Genomic DNA, 25,629 nt, shown 5'->3' with positions numbered 1-25,629 from the left:
AATAAACTGGTGGGAACTTTAGACTCTAAAATACTCTTAGAAATCAGGTGATTATTTTTAGTGTGTTCCCCGCGTCAGCGGGGATAAACCGCGTACCGACAGCCCGTATTCCCATATTCTGGCGTGTTCCCCGCGTCAGCGGGGATAAACCGGAGGCTTTATGTCCAGCATTGAAAATGACGCAGTGTTCCCCGCGTCAGCGGGGATAAACCGTCTGACGGGGCTACCGTTCGTGGATTGTTCAGGTGTTCCCCGCGTCAGCGGGGATAAACCGTTTTGCGCGAGAACTAGCTGAGGCCATTACCCGTGTTCCCCGCGTCAGCGGGGATAAACCGCACCTTTCTGTCCGATACCATTTGTGGCGTTTGTGTTCCCCGCGTCAGCGGGGAAAAACAACACCAAACAAAACTATGCATACTGCTATTTTATTTTCGCTTTTTTGCCTTCCTTTATTTATGAAAAAATTAATTAAACATTCAATAATGTTTTTAAATATATTTAAATTCAAAGGATTAAATGATTTTCATCAAGTTTAAGAATGTCGGTTTGCGTTGTATTAACTCCCTATATATTTATTGGGCAGCTATTTATGAATCAGCAAGCCGATTATTTATTCTATTGGGGGAAAACGCGATCTAAAGGCGATTGCGAAAGTGCGCCTTATCATTTGCTGTCGTGGCATAACCTTGATGTGGCCGCCTGTGGTTGGCAGATGGTAATGAGTAACCACTTTCACGCGGCGGATATATTTGCTGAGCTTGGATTTACAAAGGACGAAGCAGCGCGCTGGTTTGCGTGGATTTTGGGTGCACATGATCTCGGTAAATTTGCGCGTGGCTTCCAGCAATTATCCGGCGAGGCTCATGCTTTATTAGTTCCGGCTGTAAGCGGTAAAGTTTATTGCGAACGCCATGATTCGCTTGGTTATTGGCTGTGGAAAGATTTCTTACAGCCCCGCTGGGAAGAGAAATTGCGCGATGCAATTCCTGACTGCGAACAGCGAAAAAAATCCGCTTATGCGCTTGATTGCTGGTTCAGTATTGTCATGGGGCATCACGGGAAACCACCCAAAGTTGATGTGAGAGGAACGTTGTCTTTTACTGAAGAAGACAAAATAGCCGCTGAAAATTGGTTAGCCGATTTATCGCAACTGATGAAGATGAAAGCCTTCCCGGAATTTTTTGCTGATAAAGCCTGGAGGGAAAAGCTCAAGCAGCAAAGCTGGTTGATTGCTGGTTTAACGGTGTTGGCGGATTGGCTCGGTTCGAATCATATTTATTTTCCGTTGGTCAGCGAAATTTATCCTCTTGCTGAATATTGGCAAAAAGCCCAAAACCAGGCACAGCGCGCATTGCAGCAATTATCGCTACCTTCCGCAATTCAGCCGTTCAACTCTTATCAGACGTTATTCCCCTTTATTGAGCATTTGACGCCACTCCAGCAAAAAGCATTGCAGGTGGATATTTCAGCGCCGGGGCCGCAGCTGATGGTGCTTGAGGATGTGACCGGTGCCGGGAAAACGGAGGCTGCACTCATACTGGCGCATCGTTTATTGTCCGCTGGCAATGGCGACAGCTTGTATGTCGGGCTTCCTACCATGGCGACTTCAAATGCCATGTATCACCGCCTTTCTAAGGCCTGGCGTGGATTGTTTACGCAACATAGCTTGCCTTCTTTAATTCTGGCTCATGGCGCTCGCCATATGTCTGATGCGTTTAATCAATCATTGTGGAGTGCTGAAAATAGCGGTCAGCAAAGTTATGCGGCAGGCGAAAGCGCGGCCAGCAGCGCCTGCAATATTTGGTTTGCTGATTCACGGAAGAAATCACTGTTAGCGGAGGTCGGTGTCGGCACGCTGGATCAAGTCTTAATGGCAGCGATGCCATTTAAACATCAATCACTTAGATTGCTTGGGTTGTTTGGTAAGTTGCTGATTCTGGATGAAGTACATGCCTATGACAGCTATATGGTTCGTTTGCTAGAAGGGTTGCTGACTTTCCATGCAGCACAGGGCGGCAGTGCGATTATTCTCAGTGCCACTTTACCGTTCACATTGCGGAAAAAGCTATTGCTGGCCTTCCAGAAAGGGACCGCTGGCTCATTACCCATCCCCGATCCTGAAGCACAGTATCCATGGTTTTCTCAACTCACCACTCAATCGCTCACTGAAAGTTTTACCCCCACACGCCCTGAAGTCGCCCGTGCAGTGGGTATTGCGTGGCTAACAGAACAGCAGCAAGGGATTGAGCTCATTGAACAAGCCGTTAACGCCGGGCAATGCATATGCTGGATTCGAAATACGGTGGATGAAGCGATTGAGATTTATCGCCAGTTGCAACAGTCCACGACAATTCCGGCGCAGGATTTACTGCTTTTTCATAGCCGCTTCGCTTTTATCGACCGTATGAAAATCGAAACCCAGGCGCTGGATAGATTTGGTAAACAGAGCACCGTTTCTGGTCGGCGCGGCAAGGTATTGATCGCGACCCAGGTCATTGAGCAAAGTCTGGATATTGACCTGGATGTGATGATTAGCGATTTAGCCCCGGTGGATTTACTGATTCAGCGTGCCGGTCGCCTGCAACGCCACCAGCGCGGCAACCGTGTTGATCCGCTGCTTCATATACTTGCGCCAGCCTGGCAGGCCGACCCTCAACCTGACTGGTTAAAGCAGACGATTTCAGGCACTGGATTTGTTTATGCCGACCACGCCTGCCTGTGGCGCACGCAATACATATTGCGGGAAAAGGGCGAGATTCGCATGCCGGAAGATGCCCGAGAATTAGTCGAAAGTGTTTATGAAGAATGGATGCCAGCGCCGCCGGGATTGCAGCGAGCGAGCGACGATGCCTACGGCAAAAATCTCAGCTCAAACGGCATTGCAGCTCAGACGCTGCTGCGGCGTGATGATGGTTACAAACGAAGCGCCAGCGATTATCCCTGGGATGACGCTGAACTCTCAACTCGCTTGAGCGAAACCACTGTCGATCTCTATCTCGCCTGGCAAAACGGTGAACCTTACGCCGACATGGAGGTTCACGCCTGGGAGCAAAGCCGTATGTCTGTTCGCGTATCGCTATGGAAAAAGCTGGCGGCGGATATCCCGCATCTGGAAGACGAGGCGCTGGAGCAAATGCGATTAAGCATCCGTAACCCTGAAGCGCAGGTGGCGCTGCTGGTGCGTGGGGTTGCGTCAGAATTTTACAGTGGAGAGTTAGGGCTGCTGAAACAAACGGACCAAAAAGAGGGATTTTATGCAGGATAATAATATGTTTTCACTGATAGCCGATCCCTGGCTACCCGTTATTGACCGTTCCGGGCGGCACAGGAAGATATCCCCTGAGCAGCTATTTGATAATGAGATTGTTGAGCTAACGTGGCCGCGAGCGGATTTTCAGGGAGCGGCGTATCAGCTGCTGATTGGCCTGTTACAAACCTTGGTGCCGCCACAAGATGAAGAAGAGTGGGACGAGATTTGGGAACAGGGTATCGAGCCACTACGCTGGCAAGAGGTTGTGAAACGCATCACTGAAGCATTTAAATTTAGCCCGCAAAAGCCCGCATTCCTGCAGGATTTCGCGACGCTAACCGTGGAGTCGTCTGCTATTTCTGGATTGCTGGTAGATGCGCCTGGTGGAAACACGCTCAAGCTCAACAAAGATCACTTCATCAAGCGCTCCGCATATCAAAAATTCTGCCCGCACTGCACGGCAATGGCGCTGTATACCGTACAGACGAATTCCCCTGCCGCTGGTGTCGGCTACCGCACCAGTATGCGCGGAGGTGGGCCAATGACCACGTTGTTGGTGCCGAAAAAACCAGACGAAGCGCTCTGGCGCAAGCTCTGGCTCAATGTCACGCCCTCGCGTGAAATATGGCAAAAAGAGCAACTGCCACTGATATTCCCCTGGCTGGCACCCACGCGCAGCAGTGAAACGCCTAAAAATATTGTCACGCCGGAAAATGCCCATCCGCTACAGGCCTGGTGGGGAATGCCGCGCCGCATCGAGATTGATTTCAGCCAAACGGTGGCGGGAGAGTGTGATTTATGCGGCGAAACGCATCCACATTTGCTGACTCATATTCGCAGTAAAAACTACGGCGTGCAGTACGACACCTGGATGCATCCCGTCACGCCTTATCGGCGAGCGACGAAAGACCCCAGCGCACCCATGATCCCTCTGAAAGGGCAGCCGGGCGGGCTGGCGTATAAAGACTGGCTGGGCTTAGTGGTGGATGCGGAAGACAAACTTAACAGTACGTTCCCCGCAAAAGTGGTGGCTATGAATCCCTTGCCAAAGCTCACCAATTTATGGTGCTTCGGATACGACATGGACAACGCCAAAGCGCGGTGCTGGTATGAGCATCGCCTGCCGTTATCCACCTTGCCAAAAGCCCACCAGGATGAACTCAAAAATTTGCTCCAACAGGCTCTGGAGCTTGCCGCGAGCAGCCTGCCTTTGCTGCGTTACGCATTAAAAGAGGCGTGGTTTGCAACGCCTAAAGAGGCTAAAGGTGATTTTAGCTTTGTGGATACCGCCTTCTGGCAGCAAACCGAAGCCGATTTCAGTGCGTTATGGCAAACCCTCAATCAATTCCCGTCAGCCGAATTGCCACAAGCACGCGACGCTTTGCGTCTGTGGCATATCGCGGTGCGTGATTACTTGTTTAACACATTTGATAAGCAGGTATTGACTAACCCTGATGAGGTCGCTGACCTGGCACGCATTTTAAAAGCCAGGCGAGCTTTGAAAAATAACTTCCTGAAACAAAAGAGTTTAAATGTTTTATTGCAGCTAACGCGTGAGCATAAGGAGAAACAGGATGTTTGAAGTCGATACCGCAAAAACAGTGGTTCTAACCGACCCGGCTGCCACTAAGGTGCTGCGTCGCTGGTTCGATTTTTTGCAGGAACGCAATAACCAACATCAGGGTGTTGCCACCAATGGCCGAGCCTGGCGGGCGGAGCTGCGTCGAAGCGCCCAACCGTTTGGTGCGTTAACTACTGGCGCATTTTTTCACCTCAATCAGTTGCTTTCTAAAATTGTGGGGCTGAAACAAAGCGATACCCTTGCATTAGCCATGATTGCTTACGTTGTCGCGCATGCACATTCGGACGAGCCAAAGAAAAGTTTTGCATACCAGCTCGGTGAAAAACTCAACGGCTCCACACCTTGCCTTTCGCGCCTGCGCTTTGACCGCTTATTGGCGGTAAGAACGCCTACCGAATTGTGTAGCCAACTCACGCGCGCCGTAAAGTTACGCGGCGATAGCGGCGTCAACATCGTTTCCTTAGCCGACGGCATTCTGCTCTGGATGCGTGAATGGCAACAGCGCGAAGAAAACCAGCCTGTCGACAGTGACCCGTTTAAGCGTTTCAGCGTGCGCTGGGCGAGCGAATATCTCCTGACAGTCGAAAAATAATCTTTGAAATTAATGGAATAATAATCATGACAACCTTTATTCAGCTTCACATTCTTACCGCTTACGCTCCTTCAAATTTAAACCGTGACGACACGGGTCGCCCAAAAACCGCCATTATGGGAGGCGTCGAGCGCTTGCGCGTTTCATCCCAAAGCCTGAAACGTGCCTGGCGCACTTCTGATGTTTTTGAGGATGCGTTGAGTGGGCATATCGGGACGCGTACCCGTCGTCTGGGGCCGCAGATTTATCAACAGCTTCTGGAAAAAGGAATCGCGGAGAAAAAGGCGATTGCCATCACAGAAAAAATTGCCGGGCAGTTCGGTAAACTCAAAACCGATAAAGGGGCCAGGACTGAAAGTAATCTTGAAATTGAGCAACTGGTTCATGTCAGCCCGGAAGAGCTACAACAAATTCAAAAGCTGTTGGAAGTGCTGATCGCCGAGGATCGCGAACCCATTGATGACGAGCTAAAACTGCTGCGTGCCAATGCGCAAGCGGTAGATATTGCGCTCTTTGGTCGTATGTTGGCGTCTCACCCTGAATTTAACGTCGAAGCAGCCTGTCAGGTGGCGCATGCGCTGGGAACCAGCGCCGTCACGGTTGAAGAGGATTTCTTTACTGCCGTTGACGACCTTAATCGCAAAGAAGACTCAGGCTCTGCGCATATGGGGGAGCAGGGCTTTGCCTCGGCGCTTTTCTACAGTTACATCTGCATTAGCCGCGATTTGCTGTTGGAAAACCTTAAGGGCAACGAAGAGCTGGTTCAGCGTACTTTGAAGGCACTCACCGAAACTGCGTTAACCGTTTCCCCTGGTGGCAAACAAAATAGCTTTGCTTCCCGCGCCTGGGCTTCTTATGTCATGGCTGAAAAGGGTACACAGCAACCGCGCGCATTGTCTGTCGCATTCTTCACCCCAGTGCGCGGTGAAGATCAGCAAGCTCAGGCCATTACGCGCCTCGAGCAGCAACAGCAGAAGTTTTCTCGCGCATATGGGCCGCAGGCCGATGAACAGCGATATGTCATGAATGTGGAATCAGGTGATGGCACGCTTCAGGAACTGCTGAATTTTGTCAGCCAGTAAGGAGTGATGATGTCCCAATATCTGATCTTTCAACTTTACGCCCCGCTCGTTTCCTGGGGAGAGGCCGCCGTGGGGGAAGTTCGCCACACCTCGTCTATTCCCTGTCGTTCGGCTTTGCTGGGATTACTGGCGGCGGCGCTAGGTATCAGGCGCGAAGATGAGCAGCGGCTCGGTGTTTTTAACCAGCACTACGCTTTTGCTATCAGGCCGCTTTCTCCGCGCGAGCAATGGCTGCGTGATTACCATACCGTCCAGGTGCCTAAAGAGAATCGAAAACGCCGTTATTACACGCGGCGGGATGAACTGATCCTCTCAACGGATGAGCCTGGCACAATGCTAACTTCACGGGAATATCGCTGTGATGCGCTTTACCACATAGCTGTGCGGCAAACGCCAGAGGCTCCCTTTTCGCTAGATGAGATTGCAGGGGCACTAAGCGCCCCAATATTTCCGCTTTATCTGGGACGGAAATCTTGCCCACCGGCTCTGCCGCTCAATCCGCTAATTTTTGAAGGAACGCTGGCGGAGGTATTCCATAAAGCTTATGCCGACTCAAGCTACCATTTCCTGTGTGAAGAACTGGCAGCAATCAGAGCGCCGCAGCTCTTTTGTATATGGGAGGGTGAGCACGAGGGGGTATCTGAATTTGCCACACAGCTGCGTTGTGACCAACCGATTAACCGAAGCCGTTGGCAATTTAAGACGCGCACCCAACACACGGGTTATCTCACGGAGGAGTGCTAATGTTTCTTTCCCGGGTCACGCTCGATCTCACTAAATTGACGCCCGCCATGTGGCAAAAATGGAAGGTTGCTCAGCCTTATGCCAGCCATCAGTGGCTATGGCAGCTTTTCACCGAGCAAAATGAAAGACAGTTTTTATTCCGCCACGAACCCACAGCGCAAGGGGACAGTTTTTATCTTCTTTCAGAGGAAGTTCCAATTGCCGAGCGCTCGCTGTTTTCCATTAGTAGTAAGCCCTTCACACCGCAACTTGCGCAGGGAATGACGCTGGCGTTTTCTTTACGGGCCAATCCGGTCGTGACACGTAACGGTAAGCGAAGCGACGTATTAATGGATGCAAAATACCAAGCTAAATTGCAGGGTACTGACCCGAGTGAATTCCCTGACAGACAAGAGAAAGCTGCATTCGCGTGGTTAAAAGCGCAGGGGGAAAGAGGTGGCTTTACCGTTGAAGCGCAGGATGTACAAATCTCAGGCCAGCAGCGCCAGCGCTTTGCTCGCAAGACCGGTGAACACCCAATAACGTTTACCACAGTAGATTTCGCCGGCAGCCTGGAGGTGACAAATTCTCAGCTCTTTATGCAAACGCTTAAAAAAGGTCTGGGTAAAAGCAAGGCAATGGGATGTGGTTTACTGCTGATTCGGCGAGGATAACCCATGAGCTATCTGCCTCTTTCGCCGATCCCGATAAAAGATCGCACCTCGATGATCTTTCTCCAGTACGGGCAGATCGATGTTTTAGACGGGGCTTTTGTCCTGATCGATAAGACAGGAATTCGCACCCATATTCCTGTGGGATCAATCGCCTGCATTATGCTCGAGCCCGGAACACGCATCTCTCATGCTGCGGTGCGGCTTGCGGCAACGACTGGAACATTGTTGGTATGGGTTGGCGAAGCGGGTGTGCGTTTATATGCCAGCGGCCAGCCTGGCGGTGCTCGTTCCGATCGATTGTTATATCAGGCGAAGCTGGCGCTGGATGAAGAACTACGCCTGAAAGTCGTGCGTAAAATGTTTGAGCTTCGCTTTGGCGAGCCTGCGCCGAGTCGTCGTTCAGTCGAGCAACTCCGGGGTATTGAAGGTTCCCGAGTACGTCAGACTTATTCCTTGCTGGCAAAACGTTACGGCGTGAAATGGAATGGCCGTCGCTACGACCCTAAAGACTGGGAGAAAGGCGATACGGTAAATCAATGCATTAGCGCTGCAACCTCCTGTTTGTATGGCATCACCGAAGCTGCCGTACTCGCCGCAGGTTATGCGCCAGCTATCGGTTTTGTGCATTCCGGAAAGCCCCTTTCATTTGTTTATGACATTGCCGATATAGTGAAATTTGATGGTGTTGTGCCGGTGGCTTTTGAGATAGCGGCAAAAAACTCACCATCGCCAGATAAAGACGTTCGGCTGGCGTGCAGAGACATATTCCGCACGCAGAAAACGCTGGCACGGTTGATCCCACTGATTGAGGAAGTGTTGGCAGCGGGAGAAATCGCGATGCCGCAGCCGTTTGATGATGCGCAACCCCCAGCCATTCCTGAGCCTGTGGCATTAGGGGATGCGGGGCATCGGGGAGGGTAAATATGAGCATGCTGGTGGTCGTGACAGAAAATGTGCCTCCAAATCTCAGAGGTCGTTTAGCCATATGGCTGCTGGAAGTACGCGCTGGAGTTTATGTGGGTGACACGTCCCGAAAGGTGCGGGAAATGATTTGGCACCAAATTTCGGTTCTGGCTCAGGAGGGAAATGTGGTTATGGCTTGGGCTACAAATAACGAATCAGGCTTTGAGTTCCAGACTTGGGGGAGTAACAGGCGAATGCCGGTGGATCTCGATGGGCTAAGACTGGTTTCATTTTCGGCTATTTAAAATCAATGAGTTGTAGTTCTTTAAAAACAGGTAAAAATCGGTGTATTTTTTTAGGTTGAAAAAACCTTTTTAGATCAGCGATATACTTTTAGAGTGTTCCCCACGCGAGTGGGGATAAACCGCAGATTGATAGCGATCCTTCTTATCTTGTACCGTGTTCCCCACGCGAGTGGGGATAAACCGGAATTAACATGCCAACATTTACTTTCGATGGTGTGTTCCCCACGCGAGTGGGGATAAACCGGTGCGCCCATGCAGCTAATTGCACCGATTGATGTGTTCCCCACGCGAGTGGGGATAAACCGAGTGACAGATTCTGGTGCCACCACAAAGCATAGTGTTCCCCACGCGAGTGGGGATAAACCGCATTCTCCCCAGGCGCACCGGGTTTTGCTCCTGTGTTCCCCACGCGAGTGGGGATAAACCGAGGACGGTCAAACCCGCGGCGATAATGCTTTTGTGTTCCCCACGCGAGTGGGGATAAACCGTTCTGCCACCGCCTTCTCAATTCGGGCGCATGGTGTTCCCCACGCGAGTGGGGATAAACCGTTTAGCGGCGACAGCGACTATTTCATCAGCGAGTGTTCCCCACGCGAGTGGGGATAAACCGGCTCCGTAACCGCTGAATACAGTTCACCGGGAGTGTTCCCCACGCGAGTGGGGATAAACCGGTGGCCACCAGCATGGTTTTCCTCATTGACCGGTGTTCCCCACGCGAGTGGGGATAAACCGCGATGCCTTCGCTCGATGTTGGTTTGAAATTAGTGTTCCCCACGCGAGTGGGGATAAACCGAGCAGGGCTTCGAAAATTGGGAGAAGATTTCAGTGTTCCCCACGCGAGTGGGGATAAACCGGAAAGGGCCTTATGGCTCAGAGCTTCGCGGATGTGTTCCCCACGCGAGTGGGGATAAACCGTCTCGACGAACTACAGGTCGTTATCACGCTGAGTGTTCCCCACGCGAGTGGGGATAAACCGAGCTGGATCTCATTCGCGGTCGCGATGTTGATGTGTTCCCCACGCGAGTGGGGATAAACCGTGTGTCGGTTTATCTGACCGTGCGTCCATATGGTGTTCCCCACGCGAGTGGGGATAAATCGCTACCCTTCCATGTTGCTGGTGGACCAAACCCTGGTTCCCTTACCCAGACGTTTGCGGCCTAAATCCAACAACGAGTTATTGCTTCGCTTTCGCCAGCTCTTTTACCAGCGGCAACATCACGCGTACCACATCATGACTGCGTTTTTCGATACGATGCGGGAGCCATTTATCCAGATACTGTTGGTTATCAATCAGAGCGTTATGCCAACTGGTTCCCTCCGGGAAGGCTTTGCTCTTCGCGCGTTGCTGATAACCATCTTTTTTGCCCAGCGACCAGTTCGTTGCTTCAACATAAAGCACCGGAATTCCAGCCTCGTCAAAGACGTTGGTATCGCTGCAACAGCCGGTGCCTTTGGGATAGGCAGCATTCAGCCCCGGATTCGTCGTGGCCTGAACGCCAAACTTATGTGCCAGTTTTAACGCCCGATCGCGCGTTAATTTACTGACCGCAGTCGGTGTTGCTTTCCCGCTATTGAAGTAGAGTTTGTCGCCGACAATTAAGTTATCGAGATTGATCACCAGCAGCGTGTTTTTCTTCTCACGGGCCGACATGCGTTTGAGTATATCTTCCGCGCCCAGCGTGCCAATTTCTTCACCGCTGGTGGCGATAAAACGAATGCCATAACGTGTTGGGATCTCTTTCATGCGCGCAGCAAGTTCGAGCATCACGCCCAAACCAGACGCGTTGTCATCCACACCTTGCAGTGTTAAGCCGCCAAGATTGTTATTCACATCGTTATCACTGAGCGGAGAATAGGTATCGAGATGCGCCATGATGATAATTTGCTGTGGATCAACGCCCTCGCGGGCAGCAATGACCGAACTGGCGCTCACGTTATGCCAACTCTGATGACCGTCTTTGGTGGTGTAAAGATAGCGGGTATTAAAGCGGCGAATATCGCTTTGGTAGCCAAGCTGGCTAAATTGTTGCTTGAGGTAATCCGCCGCTAACATTTCCGAAGGACTGCCCGTCATGCGCCCTGGGAATACCGTCGCAATGTGGCGGGTTTGTTGACTGGCCATTTCGCCAATTGGCGAGTGACCTGCTAATGCTGGCAAAGTACAGCAAATGCTTAGCGCCAGGCTGGTCAGCGAGTGGCGCAATGCGGAAAACATAGTGGGTCCCTTTCAAAGAGAAAAATTTTTGCCCGCGTAGTATGAAACTGTGATGGACGTTACACAATTTCAATTGCTCTGAAAGCCGCATTATCTCGTGGGTAAAGCACATTTTGTGATTTGCATTTCCACGGCGTTATTCCTTTGTGGAACTACTCATTCCAATTCGTAATTTCATAACAAATAAACCTCAGCCGTATAGTCCCCTAATGAATTTTTAAACGGGGGCATGTCCTCCGTACTAAACCTCGGCAAAGGGAAGGTTATGGACCAGAAACGACTTACTCACTTACGGCAACTGGAGGCGGAAAGCATCCATATCATCCGTGAGGTCGCAGCCGAATTTGCTAATCCGGTGATGATGTATTCCATTGGCAAAGACTCCTCGGTGATGTTGCATTTGGCCCGTAAAGCCTTCTACCCAGGCACGCTTCCTTTCCCACTGCTGCATGTTGATACCGGCTGGAAATTCCGCGAGATGTACGATTTCCGTGACCGCACCGCGAAGAACTATGGTTTTGAGCTGCTGGTGCATAAAAACCCGGAAGGCGTGGCGATGGGAATTAACCCGTTCGTGCACGGTAGCGCTAAACATACCGACATCATGAAAACCGAAGGGCTGAAACAGGCACTGAGTAAGTACGGGTTTGATGCCGCTTTTGGTGGCGCGCGGCGTGATGAAGAAAAATCACGTGCGAAAGAACGTATCTATTCTTTCCGTGACCGCTTCCACCGCTGGGATCCTAAAAACCAGCGCCCGGAGCTGTGGCACAACTACAACGGCCAGATTAACAAAGGCGAGAGCATTCGCGTGTTCCCACTTTCTAACTGGACCGAGCTGGATATCTGGCAGTACATCTTCCTGGAAAATATCGAAATCGTGCCGTTGTATCTGGCCGCACCACGCCCTGTGCTGGAGCGTGATGGCATGCTGTTGATGGTGGATGACGACCGCATCGATTTACAACCTGGCGAAGTGATTGAGCAGAAAATGGTGCGCTTCCGTACCCTGGGCTGCTGGCCGCTGACCGGTGCCGTTGAGTCCGAAGCGCAGACGCTGCCGGAAATCATCGAAGAGATGCTGGTTTCGACCACCAGTGAACGTCAAGGGCGGGCAATTGACCGCGACCAGGCAGGCTCCATGGAGCTTAAAAAACGCCAGGGTTATTTCTAAGGAGCCGCCAGATGAACACCACTATTGCACAACAAATTGCGGATGAAGGCGGCGTTGAAGCCTATCTGCACGCGCAGCAACATAAAAGCCTGCTGCGTTTCCTGACCTGCGGCAGCGTCGATGACGGCAAAAGTACGCTGATTGGCCGCCTGCTGCATGACACTCGCCAGATCTATGAAGATCAACTTTCTTCCCTGCATACCGACAGCAAACGTCACGGTACGCAGGGTGAAAAACTGGATCTGGCCTTGCTGGTGGATGGTCTGCAAGCCGAGCGCGAGCAAGGCATTACTATCGACGTGGCATACCGTTATTTCTCGACGGAAAAACGTAAGTTTATTATTGCCGACACGCCGGGGCATGAGCAGTACACCCGTAATATGGCGACCGGTGCGTCTACCTGTGAGTTGGCGATCCTGTTGATCGATGCGCGTAAAAGCGTGCTGGATCAAACGCGTCGCCACAGTTTTATCTCCACGCTGCTGGGGATCAAACATCTGGTGGTCGCGGTTAACAAAATGGATCTGGTGGATTACAGCGAAGAAAGATTTGAGCAGATCAAACAGGATTACCTGACTTTTGCTGAGCAGCTTCCGGCGGATCTGGATATTCGTTTTGTGCCGCTTTCGGCTCTCGAAGGCGACAACGTGGCGACCCAAAGTGCCAGCATGCCGTGGTACACCGGCCCGACTTTATTGGAGCTTCTGGAAACGGTAGAGGTGAAACGCACCGTTGAGCAACAGCCGATGCGTTTCCCGGTTCAGTACGTGAACCGCCCGAATCTCGATTTCCGTGGTTATGCCGGGACGCTGGCTTCAGGCATTGTTAACGTCGGCCAGCGGGTAAAAGTTCTGCCATCGGGCGTTGAGTCAACCATTGCGCGAATCGTCACTTTTGATGGAGATTTGCAACAAGCCGCTGCGGGCGAAGCGATTACGCTGGTGCTGAAAGATGAAATCGACATCAGCCGTGGGGATTTGCTGGTGGATGCTGCCGACGCACAGCCTGCGGTACAGACAGCGAAAGTCGATGTGGTGTGGATGGCGGAGCAACCGCTGGTGCCGGGCCAAAGCTATGATATCAAAGTGGCCGGGAAGAAAACCCGCGCTCGCGTTGATAACATTCATTATCAGGTTGAAATTAACAGCCTGACCCAGCGCGTGGTGGAAACCCTGCCGCTCAACGGTATCGGTCTGGTGGATTTGACCTTTGACGAACCGTTGGTGCTGGATAAATACCAGGAAAACCCGGTGACTGGCGGGCTGATTTTCATCGACCGCCTGACCAACGTGACGGTGGGTGCCGGAATGGTGCGTGAGCCGCAAGAACAGGTGTATCAGGAACCTTCTGCGTTTAGCGCGTTTGAGCTGGAACTGAATGCGCTGGTGCGCAGACACTTCCCACACTGGGGCGCACGTGATTTGCTGGGAGGCAAATAATGGCTGAGCACGACGAAAACGTCGTCTGGCATGCGCATCCAGTAACGGTTGAGCAGCGTGAAAAACTTCATCAGCACCGGGGCGCGGTGCTGTGGTTTACCGGGCTTTCCGGCTCGGGTAAATCGACCATTGCAGGCGCGCTGGAAGAGGCGTTACACAAACTTGGCGTCAGCACTTATTTGCTGGATGGCGATAATGTGCGCCACGGTTTGTGCAGCGATCTGGGCTTTAGTGATGCAGATCGTAAAGAAAACATCCGCCGCGTCGGTGAAGTTGCCAGGCTGATGGCCGATGCGGGGCTGGTGGTGCTGACCGCATTTATTTCTCCTCATCGAGCAGAACGCCAGATGGTGCGCGAGCTTGTCGGGGAAGGGCGGTTTATTGAAGTGTTTGTTGATACACCACTTTCTATCTGCGAAGCGCGTGATCCGAAAGGTTTGTACAAAAAAGCCCGTGCCGGTGAGTTACGTAATTTCACTGGAATTGACTCGGTTTACGAGGCTCCAGAGAACCCGGAAATACACTTAGGCGGCGAACAATTAGTAACAAATTTGATTGCGCAATTATTAGACCTGTTGCGGCGTGACGTTATTATCAAAACCTAAGAGATTGCCAGGATTGTTTCGTACCTGGCTTGCAGGGTTTATGGATTCGTTATGCGCAATAGTACCAATATCGCTATTACATCGGCTGAAGCAAGCCCTGGCACCGAAGAGACGACCTGGTCATTGGCCGGGGCGTTTATCGGTTTTTTGTCGTGGCTATTGGCGCTGGGCATTCCGTTCCTGGTTTACGGCCCTAACACCCTGTTTTTCTTCCTCTATACCTGGCCATTCTTCCTTGCGCTCCTCCCTGTTGCGGTGGTAGTAGGGATTGCCTTGCACTCTTTGCTGCGCGGACGCGTGGTATATAGCTGCGCGGCCACGGTGCTGGCCGTGGCACTCATGTTCGGCATTCTATTCTTGTGGCTGATGGGTTAGCCGTAAATATTTACCAAACCGTAACAGACTATTTATGACCGCAAGTTCGCTAACTCGCCTCCAAACGCGCATGTTGCCGCTATCTGTGATAAATTCTGCCGCAAATACGAGGGGCCATTTTGGGCCCAGAGCGAAGCTCGATAAAATTTTGTGCGATGATTGTGCCGTTTTTCAGGGGGCAGGATGGGTAAACTAACGTTGCTGTTACTGGCTTTGTTGGTCTGGTTGCAGTATTCGCTGTGGTTTGGAAAAAACGGCGTACATGATTACACGCGTGTGAACGACGATGTTACCGCTCAGCAGGCGACGAACGCCAAGCTTAAGGCGCGTAACGATCAGCTGTTCGCTGAAATTGACGATCTTAATGGCGGCCAGGAAGCCATTGAAGAGCGTGCGCGTAACGAACTCAGCATGACCAAACCGGGTGAAACTTTCTACCGCCTGGTACCCGATAGCTCTAAGCGCTTAGGCAACACTGCCGGGCAGAACAATCGATAATCAAGCGTAAGTGAATCTACATGGCAGACTCCTCCCCGGACGTAATTGCCGTGGTGCCGGCAGCAGGTATCGGCAGCCGCATGCAAACGGAATGTCCTAAGCAATATCTAAAAATCGGCAATAAAACTATTCTTGAACATGCGGTGGCAAGCCTGATGGCCCATCCACGCGTGGCTCATGTCATTATCGCCATTAGCCCAACCGACAACTGGTTTGCCTCTTTGCCTCTTGCTTCACACCCAGATGTGACGGTCATTGAGGGTGGAGCGCAACGTGCTGATTCCGTGCTTGCCGGGCTAAATGTGGTGCAAGGCGCTCAATGGGTACTGGTACATGATGCAGCGCGCCCATGCTTGCATCAGGGTGATTTAGCGCGTTTATTAGCGATAACTGAAACCAGCAAAATTGGCGGCATTCTGGCTGCACCCGTGCGCGACACCATGAAACGTGGCGAGCCGGGAAAAAACCTGATAGCCCACACCGTCGATCGCGAAGACCTCTGGCATGCTTTAACGCCACAACTGTTCCCGCTGGAATTGCTGCGAACCTGCTTGCAGCGCGCACTCGATGAACACGCCTCGATTACAGATGAAGCCTCAGCGCTTGAGTATTGTGGCTTCCATCCCGAATTAATTAGCGCCCGCGCCGATAATATAAAAGTGACTCGTCCTGAAGACCTGGCGTTGGCGGAGTTTTACCTCACGCGGTTAACCCAAACGGAGACTGAATAATGCGTATTGGACATGGTTTTGATGTACACGCCTTTGGTGGAGAAGGCCCGATTATCATTGGTGGCGTACGTGTACCGTTCGAAAAGGGGCTGCTCGCTCACTCTGATGGTGATGTCGCGCTGCACGCATTAACAGATGCTTTGTTGGGGGCGGCGGCTTTAGGGGATATCGGTAAATTATTCCCGGATACTGACCCGGCGTTTAAAGGCGCTGATAGCCGCGAGTTGCTGCGTGAAGCGTGGCGTCGCATTCAGGCTAAAGGTTTCACCCTGGGTAACGTCGATGTGACTATTATTGCGCAGGCGCCAAAAATGGCACCACACATCCCGCAGATGCGCGTGTTTATTGCCGAAGATCTCGGCTGTCATATGGATGATGTTAACGTGAAAGCCACCACCACCGAGAAGCTCGGCTTTACCGGCCGTGGCGAAGGAATTGCGTGTGAAGCGGTCGCTCTGCTGCATAAGGCGCGTAAATAATGGATATGCAGAATCTGACCTGGCTGCACGGCAAGCCACAAGGCACCGGGTTAATCAAAGCCAGTCCAGAGGACTTCGTGGTTATCGAAGACCTGGGTTTTGGGCCGGATGGCGACGGCGAGCAACTACTGTTACGCATCCTGAAAAATGGCTGCAACACACGCTTTGTTGCTGATGCGCTGGCGAAATATCTGAAGGTTCCAGCCCGTGAAGTGAGCTTTGCCGGGCAGAAAGACAAGCATGCAGTAACCGAGCAGTGGTTCTGCGTACGTCTGCCGGGTAAAGAAATGCCGGTTATGAGCGGGTTTGAGCTTGAAGGCTGCAAGGTGCTGGAATTTGCCCGCCATCGCCGTAAACTGCGCCTTGGTGCTTTGAAAGGTAACAACTTCACGCTGGTGCTGCGCGACGTGAGTGACCGCGCAGAGCTTGAACAGCGCCTGAATAAAATTCTGCACCAGGGCGTGCCGAACTACTTCGGCAGCCAGCGTTTTGGTATTGCAGGTAATAACCTGCATCAGGCCCTGCGTTGGGCGCAAAGCAATGCGCCAATCCGCGATCGCAATAAACGCAGTTTTTATCTGTCAGCAGCTCGCAGCGCCATGTTTAACCAGATTGTCAGCGAAAGGCTGAAAAAACCGGACTTTAACCAGGTTATCGATGGCGACGCTTTGCAGCTCGCTGGGCGTGGGAGCTGGTTTGTCGCAACGCCTGAAGAGATGCCCGAGCTGCAAAACCGTGTTGATGCGGGTGAATTGCTGATTACCGCGCCTTTACCAGGTGACGGAGCCTGGGGTTCACAAAACGCCGCACTTGCGTTTGAGCAAGAGTGTGTGGCGCAGGAAACGGATTTACAGTCACTGTTAGTACGTGAGCGTGTAGAAGCGGCGCGTCGCGCCATGTTGGTCATGCCGAAAGAGTTAAGCTGGGCCTGGTGGGATGATATTACCGTTGAGCTGAAATTCTGGCTGCCAGCCGGGAGTTTCGCGACAAGCGTAGTGCGTGAACTAATGAACGCACCGGGCGGTTATGCTGATATTGCCGAATAGTAATCCTGGACAGTTCTTGGTTGTGAATGTTACAAAAACAGCAACAATTTCATGACGGCTGCACTAAAATCAGCTATCTGGGATAAAACAATAAGAAGCTTTGTAAATTCAATATGAGAATACTTTTGAGTAACGATGACGGGGTCAACGCGCCGGGCATTCAAGTTCTGGCTGCCCGACTAAAGGAATTTGCTCAAGTGCAGGTTGTTGCCCCTGACCGTAATCGCAGTGGGGCTTCAAACTCACTGACGCTCGAATCTTCATTACGAACTTTCACGCTGGCAAACGGCGATATTTCAGTGCAAATGGGCACGCCGACAGACTGTGTCTATCTCGGCGTAAATGCTTTGATGCGTCCCGCCCCTGAAGTGGTGGTTTCCGGTATCAACGCGGGGCCAAACCTGGGCGATGACGTTATCTATTCCGGTACCGTTGCGGCGGCGATGGAAGGACGACATTTGGGCATTCCGGCGCTGGCTGTTTCGCTTAATGGCCATGAGCACTATGAAACGGCCGCTGCCGTGACATGCACAATTTTGCGTGCGCTAATGCGTGAGCCGCTGCGTACCGGGCGCATTTTAAATATTAATGTGCCGGACTTGCCGCTTGATCAAATCAAGGGCATCCGGGTGACTCGCTGTGGCAGCCGTCACCCTTCAGATAAAGTCATTCCGCAAGAAGATCCTCGTGGAAATACGCTGTATTGGATTGGGCCTCCGGGCGATAAATTCGATGCAGGCCCGGATACCGATTTTGCCGCCGTTGATGAAGGCTATGTTTCGGTAACGCCATTGCATGTTGACCTGACTGCCCATAGCGCTCGCGAGGTCGTCAGCCACTGGTTGAACAAATCAGGAGTGGATGAGCAATGGTAAGCAAACGCGTACAAGCCCTTCTCACACAGCTGCGTAATCAAGGCATAACGGACGAAAAAGTTCTGAATGCGATTGCGTCGGTGCCGCGAGAAAAATTTGTCGATGAAGCGTTTGAACACAAAGCCTGGGAGAATACGGCATTACCGATTGGCTCAGGCCAAACCATCTCACAACCCTACATGGTTGCCAGAATGACCGAGTTGCTGGAGTTAACTCCTGAGTCGCGTGTGCTGGAAATCGGCACCGGCTCCGGGTATCAAACGGCTATTTTGGCGCATCTGGTGCATCATGTTTGTTCAGTTGAGCGCATCAAAGGCCTGCAATGGCACGCAAGGCGACGTTTAAAGCAGCTCGATCTGCACAATATCTCGACCCGTCATGGTGATGGCTGGCAGGGCTGGCATGCGCGAAGCCCATTTGACGCTATTATTGTTACGGCTGCACCGCCAGAGATTCCCGCCGAGCTATTGTCTCAGCTGGACGAAGGTGGTGTTTTAGTTCTCCCGGTTGGCGAAGAAAGACAGTATCTGAAGCGCGTTCGCCGACTTGGTGGGGAATTTGTCATTGATACGGTAGAAGCTGTTCGTTTTGTACCCTTAGTGAAGGGTGAACTGGCATAACCCGGAAATATCTTGCTTTTTTTCTAAGGTTTTTGGCGTAACGTTACGCGCAGCGAGATTTTGATAACTGGCCGTAAGCGCCGGTTCTGCCGTATTTTCATACATAAGCATATGATTGTTTTTGGGGGATTAATGAGCGCGGGAAGCCCAACTTTTACTTTACGCCGTATTGCAGCGTTATCGCTGGTGAGCCTGTGGCTAGCTGGATGTACCAGCAATGACAGCCAGGCGCCTATCAGTTCTGTAGGCGGCAACAGCAATGCCAGCAGCAGTTCTTCCGGTGGCATGCTGGTAACCCAGCCACCGAAAATGTCCACCCAAAGCCAGACTCCACAAATTCAACCGGTGCAGCAGCAACCGACGATCCAGCCGATGCAAACGCAGCCGGTGGTTTCAACGCCAGTGCAAACTCAAAACGGCCACATCGTTTATAACCGCAAATATGGCGATATCCCTAAAGGTAGCTATACCGGCGGCAGCACTTATACCGTTAAACGCGGCGACACACTTTTCTATATCGCGTGGATTACCGGGAACGATTTCCGTGATTTAGCCCAGCGCAACAGTATACCGGCACCGTATGGCCTGAACGTGGGTCAAACGCTACAAATCGGTAATGCTTCGGGTACGCCAATCACCGGTGGTAATGCCGTGACTACCGCAGATGCCAGCGCACAAGGCGTTGCGCCTACGCCTGTGCAAAATAGCACCACGGTGGTTGCTTCTAAACCTGTAATTACGTATTCTGAGGATTCAGGTGAACAGAGTGATAACAAAATGTTGCCGAATAATAAAGGGACTGCGACAACTGTCACAGCACCGGTTACGGCACCTGTGGTTAGCTCTACGACTACTGTACCAACTGCCAGCAGCACGTCCGATAGCGCGCCAATTTCGACCTGGCGTTGGCCAACTGAAGGCAAGGTTATTGAGAACTTCTCTGCTACCGAAGGTGGCAATAAAGGGATCGATATCGCAGGCAGCAAAGGCCAGGCTGTTGTTGCTACCGCCTCCGGGCGTGTGGTTTATGCCGGTAACGCGCTGCGTGGTTACGGTAACCTAATCATCATTAAACATAACGATGATTACCTGAGTGCCTACGCCCATAACGATACAATGCTGGTCCGGGAACAACAAGAAATCACGGCGGGGCAGAAGATAGCTACCATGGGTAGCACCGGAACCAGTTCAACACGTTTACATTTTGAAATTCGTTACAAGGGGAAATCCGTCAACCCGCTGCGTTACTTGCCGCAGCGATAAGCCGGCGAAGTACTTAACTGCAGAGCTGTATTTATGCACATAAGTATTTTGCCCAGGGATCACGGGTAGGAGCCACCTTATGAATCAGAATACGCTGAAAGTTAACGAGTTAAATGAAGACGCGGAATATGATGAGAATGGAGTTGAGGTCTTTGACGAAAAAGCCCTCGTAGAAGAGGAACCCAGTGATAACGACATAGCCGAAGAGGAGTTGTTGTCACAGGGGGCCACTCAGCGTGTGCTTGACGCGACTCAGCTTTATCTTGGGGAGATTGGTTATTCCCCATTATTGACAGCCGAAGAAGAGGTGTATTTTGCCCGCCGCGCTCTGCGTGGTGATATCGCTTCCCGCCGTCGCATGATTGAAAGTAACTTGCGTCTGGTGGTTAAGATTGCCCGTCGTTATAGCAATCGCGGTCTGGCTCTGCTGGACTTGATTGAAGAGGGTAATCTGGGGCTGATTCGTGCCGTTGAGAAATTTGACCCAGAACGTGGGTTCCGTTTTTCAACGTATGCAACATGGTGGATTCGTCAGACCATCGAACGGGCAATCATGAACCAAACCCGTACGATTCGCTTGCCGATTCATATCGTGAAAGAGCTGAACGTTTATCTGCGTACCGCTCGCGAACTCTCTCACAAGCTTGACCATGAGCCGAGTGCAGAAGAGATTGCCGAGCAACTGGATAAACCGGTTGATGATGTTAGCCGTATGCTGCGTCTCAACGAGCGCATTACTTCAGTAGACACCCCGTTGGGTGGCGATTCTGAAAAAGCGCTGCTGGATATTCTGGCTGACGAAAAAGACAACGGCCCGGAAGACACCACGCAAGACGACGATATGAAACAAAGTATCGTTAAGTGGTTATTTGAACTGAACGCCAAACAGCGTGAAGTGCTGGCTCGTCGTTTTGGACTGCTAGGCTATGAAGCTGCAACACTGGAGGATGTGGGTCGTGAAATCGGCCTGACTCGTGAACGTGTTCGTCAGATTCAGGTTGAAGGTCTGCGTCGTCTGCGTGAAATTTTGCAGACGCAAGGTCTGAATATCGAAGCATTGTTCCGCGAGTAAATGTTCCGCGAATAATCGACTGTTCAAATAAAAAAGCGGTGACTCAGGTCACCGCTTTTTTATGTTCGTGGTTTTCTTCTTCTCCTGGGGGATAAGGTCGGGATGAGGGCGACCCGATGCCGAAAACTACACCAGACTCTTCAGGCGATAAATCCACTCCAGTGCCTGACGCGGTGACAGCGAGTCCGGATCTAATGCTTCCAGCGCCTCCACCGCAGGCGAGGTTTCTTCCGCCACTGACAACAGCGACATCTGTGTACCATCTACTTGCGTGGCTGCGGTGTTGTTAGAAAGCGTTTCCAGTTCGCGCAGTTTTTGACGCGCGCGTTTAATCACTTCTTTTGGCACGCCCGCCAGCGCGGCAACGGCCAGGCCATAACTTTTGCTTGCTGCACCGTCTTGCACGCTGTGCATAAACGCAATGGTATCGCCATGTTCAATCGCATCAAGATGAACGTTCGCTACACCTTCCATTTTTTCAGGCAGCGTTGTCAGCTCAAAATAGTGCGTGGCGAACAGCGTCATGGCTTTGATGCGATTTGCCAGGCTTTCGGCACACGCCCAGGCGAGCGACAAACCATCATAAGTGGATGTTCCACGGCCAATTTCATCCATCAGCACCAGGCTGTGTTCGGTGGCGTTATGCAGAATATTGGCGGTTTCGGTCATCTCCACCATAAAGGTTGAGCGCCCGGATGCCAGGTCATCTGCGGCACCGACACGGGTGAAGATACGGTCAATTGGGCCAATTTCTGCCTGTTGTGCGGGAACAAAACTGCCGATATAGGCAAGCAATACAATCAGCGCGGACTGGCGCATATAGGTACTTTTACCGCCCATGTTCGGGCCAGTAATAATCAGCATACGGCGTTGCGGAGCAAGGCTTAGCGGGTTAGCGATAAATGGTTCGCTCAGCACTTGTTCAACTACCGGATGGCGACCCCCGATGACTTTAATACCTGGCTTATCACTTAATTGCGGACAAGTGTAATTCAGGCTGTACGCACGTTCAGCAAGGTTCACCAGAACATCCAGTTCCGCGAGAGCGGTCGCACTTTGTTGCAACGCTTCAAGATGAGGCAACAACGCGTCGAACAGCTGATCGTAAAGTTGTTTTTCGAGCGCTAATGCTTTCCCTTTGGAAGTCAGAACTTTGTCTTCGTACTCTTTCAGTTCAGGAATGATATAGCGTTCGGCATTTTTCAGCGTCTGGCGGCGCACGTAGTGAATCGGGGCGTGGTGACTCTGGCTGCGGCTAATCTGAATGTAATAGCCGTGCACGCCGTTGAAACCGACCTTCAACGTATCCAGACCGAGTTTTTCACGCTCGCGGATTTCTAGTTTATCAAGATAATCTGTCGCGCCATCAGCCAGCGCACGCCACTCGTCTAACTCTTCGTGATAACCCGGCGCAATCACGCCGCCATCGCGCACCAGCACGGGCGGCGACTCCACCACCGCGCGCTCGAGCAATTCACGCAGTTCGGTGAATTCGCCCATGTTCTCACGCAGCGTTTGCACATAATCAGTCGGGACATCGGCCAGTAACTCACGCAGTTCTGGCAACTGTTGGAATGCGTGGCGCATACGCGCTAAATCACGTGGGCGCGCGGTGCGTAACGCCAGGCGCGCCAGAATACGTTCGAGATCGCCGACCTGACGCAATACCGGCTGAACTTCAGCGCTACGATCCTGCAGAGCGGCGATGGTCTGCTGGCGTTTTTGCAGAATATCAACATTACGAATCGGCATATGCAGCCAGCGTTTGAGCATACGGCTGCCCATCGGCGTGACGGTGCAATCCAGCACTGACGCGAGCGTGTTTTCAAAGCCGCCAGACAGGTTCTGGGTAATCTCCAGATTACGGCGCGTTGCGGCGTCCATAATAATGCTGTCTTGCTGGCGATCCATGGTGACTGAACGGATGTGCGGCAGTGAAGTACGCTGTGTGTCTTTAACGTATTGCAACAGGCAACCAGCAGCACATAACGCGTGATGGGCATTTTCGACGCCAAAACCGGTGAGATCACGTGTGCCGAATTGCATATTCATCTGCTGGCGCGCGGTGGAGATTTCAAATTCCCACAGCGGGCGGCGACGTAAACCACGGCGGCCTTCAATCAAACGAGTTTCGGCAAAATCCTCTGCGTACAGCAGTTCAGCAGGATTTGTGCGCTGAAGCTCCGCCGCCATAGTTTCGATATCTTCCGGCTCGGACAGGCGAAAACGCCCGGAGCTGATATCGAGCGTGGCATATCCAAAGCCTTTGCCGTCTTGCCAGATGGCGGCCAGCAGGTTGTCCTGGCGCTCTTGCAGCAGGGCTTCATCACTGATGGTGCCTGGCGTAACGATGCGCACGACTTTGCGCTCGACAGGCCCTTTGCTGGTAGCCGGATCGCCAATTTGTTCGCAAATTGCGGCAGATTCACCCAGATTCACAAGCTTAGCTAAATAGTTTTCGATGGCGTGATGTGGCACGCCAGCCATAGGAATCGGTTCCCCGGCGGATGCGCCGCGTTTAGTCAGGGAAATATCGAGCAGCTGCGACGCACGTTTTGCATCGTCATAAAACAACTCGTAAAAGTCACCCATGCGATAGAACAACAAGATGTCGCGATGTTCTGCTTTGAGGCGCAGATACTGCTGCATCATGGGGGTATGGGCGTCGAAATTTTCCGTTGTACTCATAATGTTTTTCTTTTTAATCCATTGAATTAAAAGTTAATTGCGATTTTTTATTATTGTTAGTGGTCACATTATCGCATGAAGCTGATTCACCGTGAAAAGCTTCGCTATTACACCATAGAACCACTCGCTGACATATCGCCAAACAGCAGGAAATCTTCGCGTCGGCTCGCAGAGTCTGTTACTCCCGCTGTGATTTTGATTTACCATAAGGAATACACATTCGTCGTTAGTCATATGGATATCTCAACACATGCGTTACTCCGTCGCGTTACTTCCGCTTATTGTTTTGCTGGCCGCATGTAGCAGCAAACCGAAAACTGAAACTCCGCAGCAGCAAGCCGGCACGCCTTCGGGTGGTTTCCTGTTGCAGCCGCAGCATGATGTCTTTATGCAGACGGGGGATTTTGCCAATAATCCTGAGGCCGAGAAATTCATCAATAAAATGGTGAGCGAGCACGGCTTTGACCGCCAGCAATTGCATGAAGTGCTTTCTCAGGCGAAAAGATTAGATTACGTGCTGCGTTTGATGGATCAACAAGCGCCAACCACCGCGCCACCTCCGGGTCCAAATGGCGCATGGTTACGTTATCGCGCTAAGTTCATTACGCCAGATAACGTGCAAAATGGCGTCGCGTTCTGGAATCAATATGATGACGCGCTGAAACGTGCTTTCCAGGTTTACGGCGTGCCACCGGAAATTATTGTCGGGATTATCGGTGTGGAAACCCGCTGGGGCCGCGTGATGGGTAAAACGCGCATCATTGATGCACTGGCGACGTTGTCATTTGCTTATCCGCGTCGTGCGCAATACTTCTCGGGCGAACTGGAAACCTTCCTGTTGATGGCGCGTAATGAAGGCGATGATCCGCTGGCATTGAAAGGTTCGTTTGCCGGGGCGATGGGCTACGGTCAGTTTATGCCATCCTCCTTTAAAGAATACGCGGTTGATTTCAACGGCGACGGCCATGTGAATTTATGGGATCCGGAAGACGCCATCGGCAGCGTCGCGAATTACTTTAAAGGTCACGGTTGGGTGAAGGGCGATTTAGTCGCGGTTCCGGCCAACGGCCAGGTCCCTGGACTGGCGAACGGTTTCAAAACCAAATATTCGGTTTCTGCGTTGCAGCAGTCCGGACTTACCCCACAAAGTTCCCTGGGGAATCATCAGGAAGCCAGTTTGTTGCGCCTGGATATGGGGGACAGATATCAATACTGGTACGGCATGCCGAACTTCTACACCATCACGCGCTACAACCACAGCACGCATTATGCGATGGCGGTCTGGCAGCTAGGTCAGGCGGTTGCGCTGGCTCGCGTTCAGTAAGCTTTTCCCCGCCTTATTCTGAGGCGGGGGTTTTCCCCTCGTTTATATCGTGAAGGTTTTTCCTGATCGACGATCAGGAATTTACATCGCATTCAATTTAATTTATGTTATGTT

Annotated in this window: 23 protein-coding genes and 2 CRISPR repeat arrays; of the genes, 21 read left to right on the top strand and 2 right to left on the bottom strand. The window is 51.8% G+C overall.

All coding sequences use genetic code 11. From position 1 onward, the window contains the following. Window positions 1-62 precede the first annotated feature (62 nt). Window positions 63-396: a CRISPR direct-repeat array (repeat unit 29 nt; unit sequence GTGTTCCCCGCGTCAGCGGGGATAAACCG). A gap of 193 nt (window positions 397-589) precedes the next feature. The 8 genes from cas3 to cas2e are packed head-to-tail and all read left to right on the top strand — an operon-like array spanning window position 590 to window position 9,111. Beyond that, the gene (cas3, locus tag AC0IWZ_RS16430; protein WP_471678907.1) at window positions 590-3,265 is read left to right on the top strand and encodes a CRISPR-associated helicase Cas3'; all 2,676 of its coding nucleotides are present in this window, start codon (window positions 590-592) and stop codon (window positions 3,263-3,265) included. A 4-nt stretch (window positions 3,266-3,269) separates the two neighbouring features. Next, the gene (gene casA / locus AC0IWZ_RS16425; RefSeq protein ID WP_471678908.1) at window positions 3,270-4,832 is read left to right on the top strand and encodes a type I-E CRISPR-associated protein Cse1/CasA; all 1,563 of its coding nucleotides are present in this window, start codon (window positions 3,270-3,272) and stop codon (window positions 4,830-4,832) included. Continuing rightward, window positions 4,825-5,424, top strand: a complete 600-nt coding sequence (gene casB / locus AC0IWZ_RS16420; protein ID WP_471678909.1) for a type I-E CRISPR-associated protein Cse2/CasB — start codon at window positions 4,825-4,827, stop codon at window positions 5,422-5,424. The genes casA and casB overlap by 8 nt, the downstream gene beginning before the upstream one ends. 26 nt (window positions 5,425-5,450) lie before the next feature. Then, complete coding sequence (gene cas7e, locus AC0IWZ_RS16415) at window positions 5,451-6,506, top strand: type I-E CRISPR-associated protein Cas7/Cse4/CasC (protein WP_410373942.1); 1,056 nt, start codon at window positions 5,451-5,453, stop codon at window positions 6,504-6,506. 9 nt (window positions 6,507-6,515) lie between these two features. Further along, window positions 6,516-7,250, top strand: a complete 735-nt coding sequence (cas5e, locus tag AC0IWZ_RS16410) for a type I-E CRISPR-associated protein Cas5/CasD (RefSeq protein ID WP_471678910.1) — start codon at window positions 6,516-6,518, stop codon at window positions 7,248-7,250. Further along, window positions 7,250-7,903 (top strand): type I-E CRISPR-associated protein Cas6/Cse3/CasE, encoded by a 654-nt coding sequence (gene cas6e, locus AC0IWZ_RS16405; RefSeq protein ID WP_471678911.1) that lies wholly within the window; start codon window positions 7,250-7,252, stop codon window positions 7,901-7,903. The genes cas5e and cas6e overlap by 1 nt, the downstream gene beginning before the upstream one ends. A 3-nt stretch (window positions 7,904-7,906) precedes the next feature. Further along, on the top strand, window positions 7,907-8,824 hold the full coding sequence (cas1e, locus tag AC0IWZ_RS16400) for a type I-E CRISPR-associated endonuclease Cas1e (protein WP_410373945.1): 918 nt from the start codon (window positions 7,907-7,909) through the stop codon (window positions 8,822-8,824). A 2-nt stretch (window positions 8,825-8,826) separates the two neighbouring features. Next, on the top strand, window positions 8,827-9,111 hold the full coding sequence (gene cas2e, locus AC0IWZ_RS16395) for a type I-E CRISPR-associated endoribonuclease Cas2e (protein ID WP_410373946.1): 285 nt from the start codon (window positions 8,827-8,829) through the stop codon (window positions 9,109-9,111). Between the two features lie 93 nt (window positions 9,112-9,204). After that, window positions 9,205-10,209: direct repeats of the CRISPR family, unit length 29 nt; unit sequence GTGTTCCCCACGCGAGTGGGGATAAACCG. 76 nt (window positions 10,210-10,285) lie between these two features. Here cas2e and AC0IWZ_RS16390 read toward each other — a convergent pair. Beyond that, window positions 10,286-11,326, bottom strand: a complete 1,041-nt coding sequence (locus tag AC0IWZ_RS16390; protein WP_410373947.1) for an aminopeptidase — start codon at window positions 11,324-11,326, stop codon at window positions 10,286-10,288. A 229-nt stretch (window positions 11,327-11,555) separates the two neighbouring features. Here AC0IWZ_RS16390 and cysD point away from each other — a divergent pair, with 229 nt between their 5' ends. From cysD to rpoS, 12 genes are all read left to right on the top strand, one after another. Further along, entirely contained in the window at window positions 11,556-12,500 is a 945-nt protein-coding gene (gene cysD / locus AC0IWZ_RS16385) for a sulfate adenylyltransferase subunit CysD (protein ID WP_281630317.1), read from the top strand. A gap of 11 nt (window positions 12,501-12,511) precedes the next feature. Continuing rightward, on the top strand, window positions 12,512-13,939 hold the full coding sequence (cysN, locus tag AC0IWZ_RS16380; RefSeq protein ID WP_471678912.1) for a sulfate adenylyltransferase subunit CysN: 1,428 nt from the start codon (window positions 12,512-12,514) through the stop codon (window positions 13,937-13,939). Then, window positions 13,939-14,544, top strand: coding sequence for an adenylyl-sulfate kinase (gene cysC / locus AC0IWZ_RS16375; protein WP_034497957.1), 606 nt, complete (start codon window positions 13,939-13,941; stop codon window positions 14,542-14,544). The genes cysN and cysC overlap by 1 nt, the downstream gene beginning before the upstream one ends. 51 nt (window positions 14,545-14,595) lie before the next feature. Beyond that, window positions 14,596-14,919, top strand: a complete 324-nt coding sequence (locus tag AC0IWZ_RS16370; RefSeq protein ID WP_034497955.1) for a DUF3561 family protein — start codon at window positions 14,596-14,598, stop codon at window positions 14,917-14,919. A 183-nt stretch (window positions 14,920-15,102) separates the two neighbouring features. Then, a complete protein-coding gene (gene ftsB / locus AC0IWZ_RS16365; protein WP_034497953.1) occupies window positions 15,103-15,417 on the top strand; it encodes a cell division protein FtsB in 315 nt (104 codons plus the stop codon). 20 nt (window positions 15,418-15,437) lie between these two features. Then, the gene (gene ispD, locus AC0IWZ_RS16360; protein ID WP_471678913.1) at window positions 15,438-16,148 is read left to right on the top strand and encodes a 2-C-methyl-D-erythritol 4-phosphate cytidylyltransferase; all 711 of its coding nucleotides are present in this window, start codon (window positions 15,438-15,440) and stop codon (window positions 16,146-16,148) included. After that, the gene (gene ispF, locus AC0IWZ_RS16355; protein WP_034497950.1) at window positions 16,148-16,627 is read left to right on the top strand and encodes a 2-C-methyl-D-erythritol 2,4-cyclodiphosphate synthase; all 480 of its coding nucleotides are present in this window, start codon (window positions 16,148-16,150) and stop codon (window positions 16,625-16,627) included. The genes ispD and ispF overlap by 1 nt, the downstream gene beginning before the upstream one ends. Beyond that, window positions 16,627-17,673, top strand: coding sequence for a tRNA pseudouridine(13) synthase TruD (truD, locus tag AC0IWZ_RS16350; protein WP_471678914.1), 1,047 nt, complete (start codon window positions 16,627-16,629; stop codon window positions 17,671-17,673). Before ispF ends, truD begins: the two co-directional genes overlap by 1 nt. 113 nt (window positions 17,674-17,786) lie before the next feature. Beyond that, window positions 17,787-18,548 (top strand): 5'/3'-nucleotidase SurE, encoded by a 762-nt coding sequence (surE, locus tag AC0IWZ_RS16345; RefSeq protein WP_471678915.1) that lies wholly within the window; start codon window positions 17,787-17,789, stop codon window positions 18,546-18,548. Further along, on the top strand, window positions 18,542-19,168 hold the full coding sequence (locus tag AC0IWZ_RS16340; RefSeq protein WP_034497944.1) for a protein-L-isoaspartate(D-aspartate) O-methyltransferase: 627 nt from the start codon (window positions 18,542-18,544) through the stop codon (window positions 19,166-19,168). Before surE ends, AC0IWZ_RS16340 begins: the two co-directional genes overlap by 7 nt. A 132-nt stretch (window positions 19,169-19,300) precedes the next feature. Next, window positions 19,301-20,431, top strand: coding sequence for a murein hydrolase activator NlpD (nlpD, locus tag AC0IWZ_RS16335; protein ID WP_471678916.1), 1,131 nt, complete (start codon window positions 19,301-19,303; stop codon window positions 20,429-20,431). Window positions 20,432-20,510: 79 nt separating this feature from the next. Beyond that, window positions 20,511-21,503 carry an RNA polymerase sigma factor RpoS gene (rpoS, locus tag AC0IWZ_RS16330; RefSeq protein WP_471678917.1) on the top strand — a complete coding sequence of 331 codons (993 nt, stop codon included), beginning with the start codon at window positions 20,511-20,513 and terminating at the stop codon, window positions 21,501-21,503. A 126-nt stretch (window positions 21,504-21,629) separates the two neighbouring features. On the opposite strand, the gene mutS is transcribed toward rpoS, so the two are convergent. Then, window positions 21,630-24,191, bottom strand: coding sequence for a DNA mismatch repair protein MutS (gene mutS, locus AC0IWZ_RS16325; RefSeq protein ID WP_471678918.1), 2,562 nt, complete (start codon window positions 24,189-24,191; stop codon window positions 21,630-21,632). Window positions 24,192-24,441: 250 nt separating this feature from the next. Here mutS and mltB point away from each other — a divergent pair, with 250 nt between their 5' ends. Further along, a complete protein-coding gene (gene mltB, locus AC0IWZ_RS16320) occupies window positions 24,442-25,515 on the top strand; it encodes a lytic murein transglycosylase B (protein ID WP_034497930.1) in 1,074 nt (357 codons plus the stop codon). The last annotated feature ends 114 nt before the right edge of the window (window positions 25,516-25,629 follow it).

The organism is Buttiauxella sp. AC142 (assembly GCF_979253435.1).
This window is presented reverse-complemented; position numbering and strand designations above follow the sequence as displayed.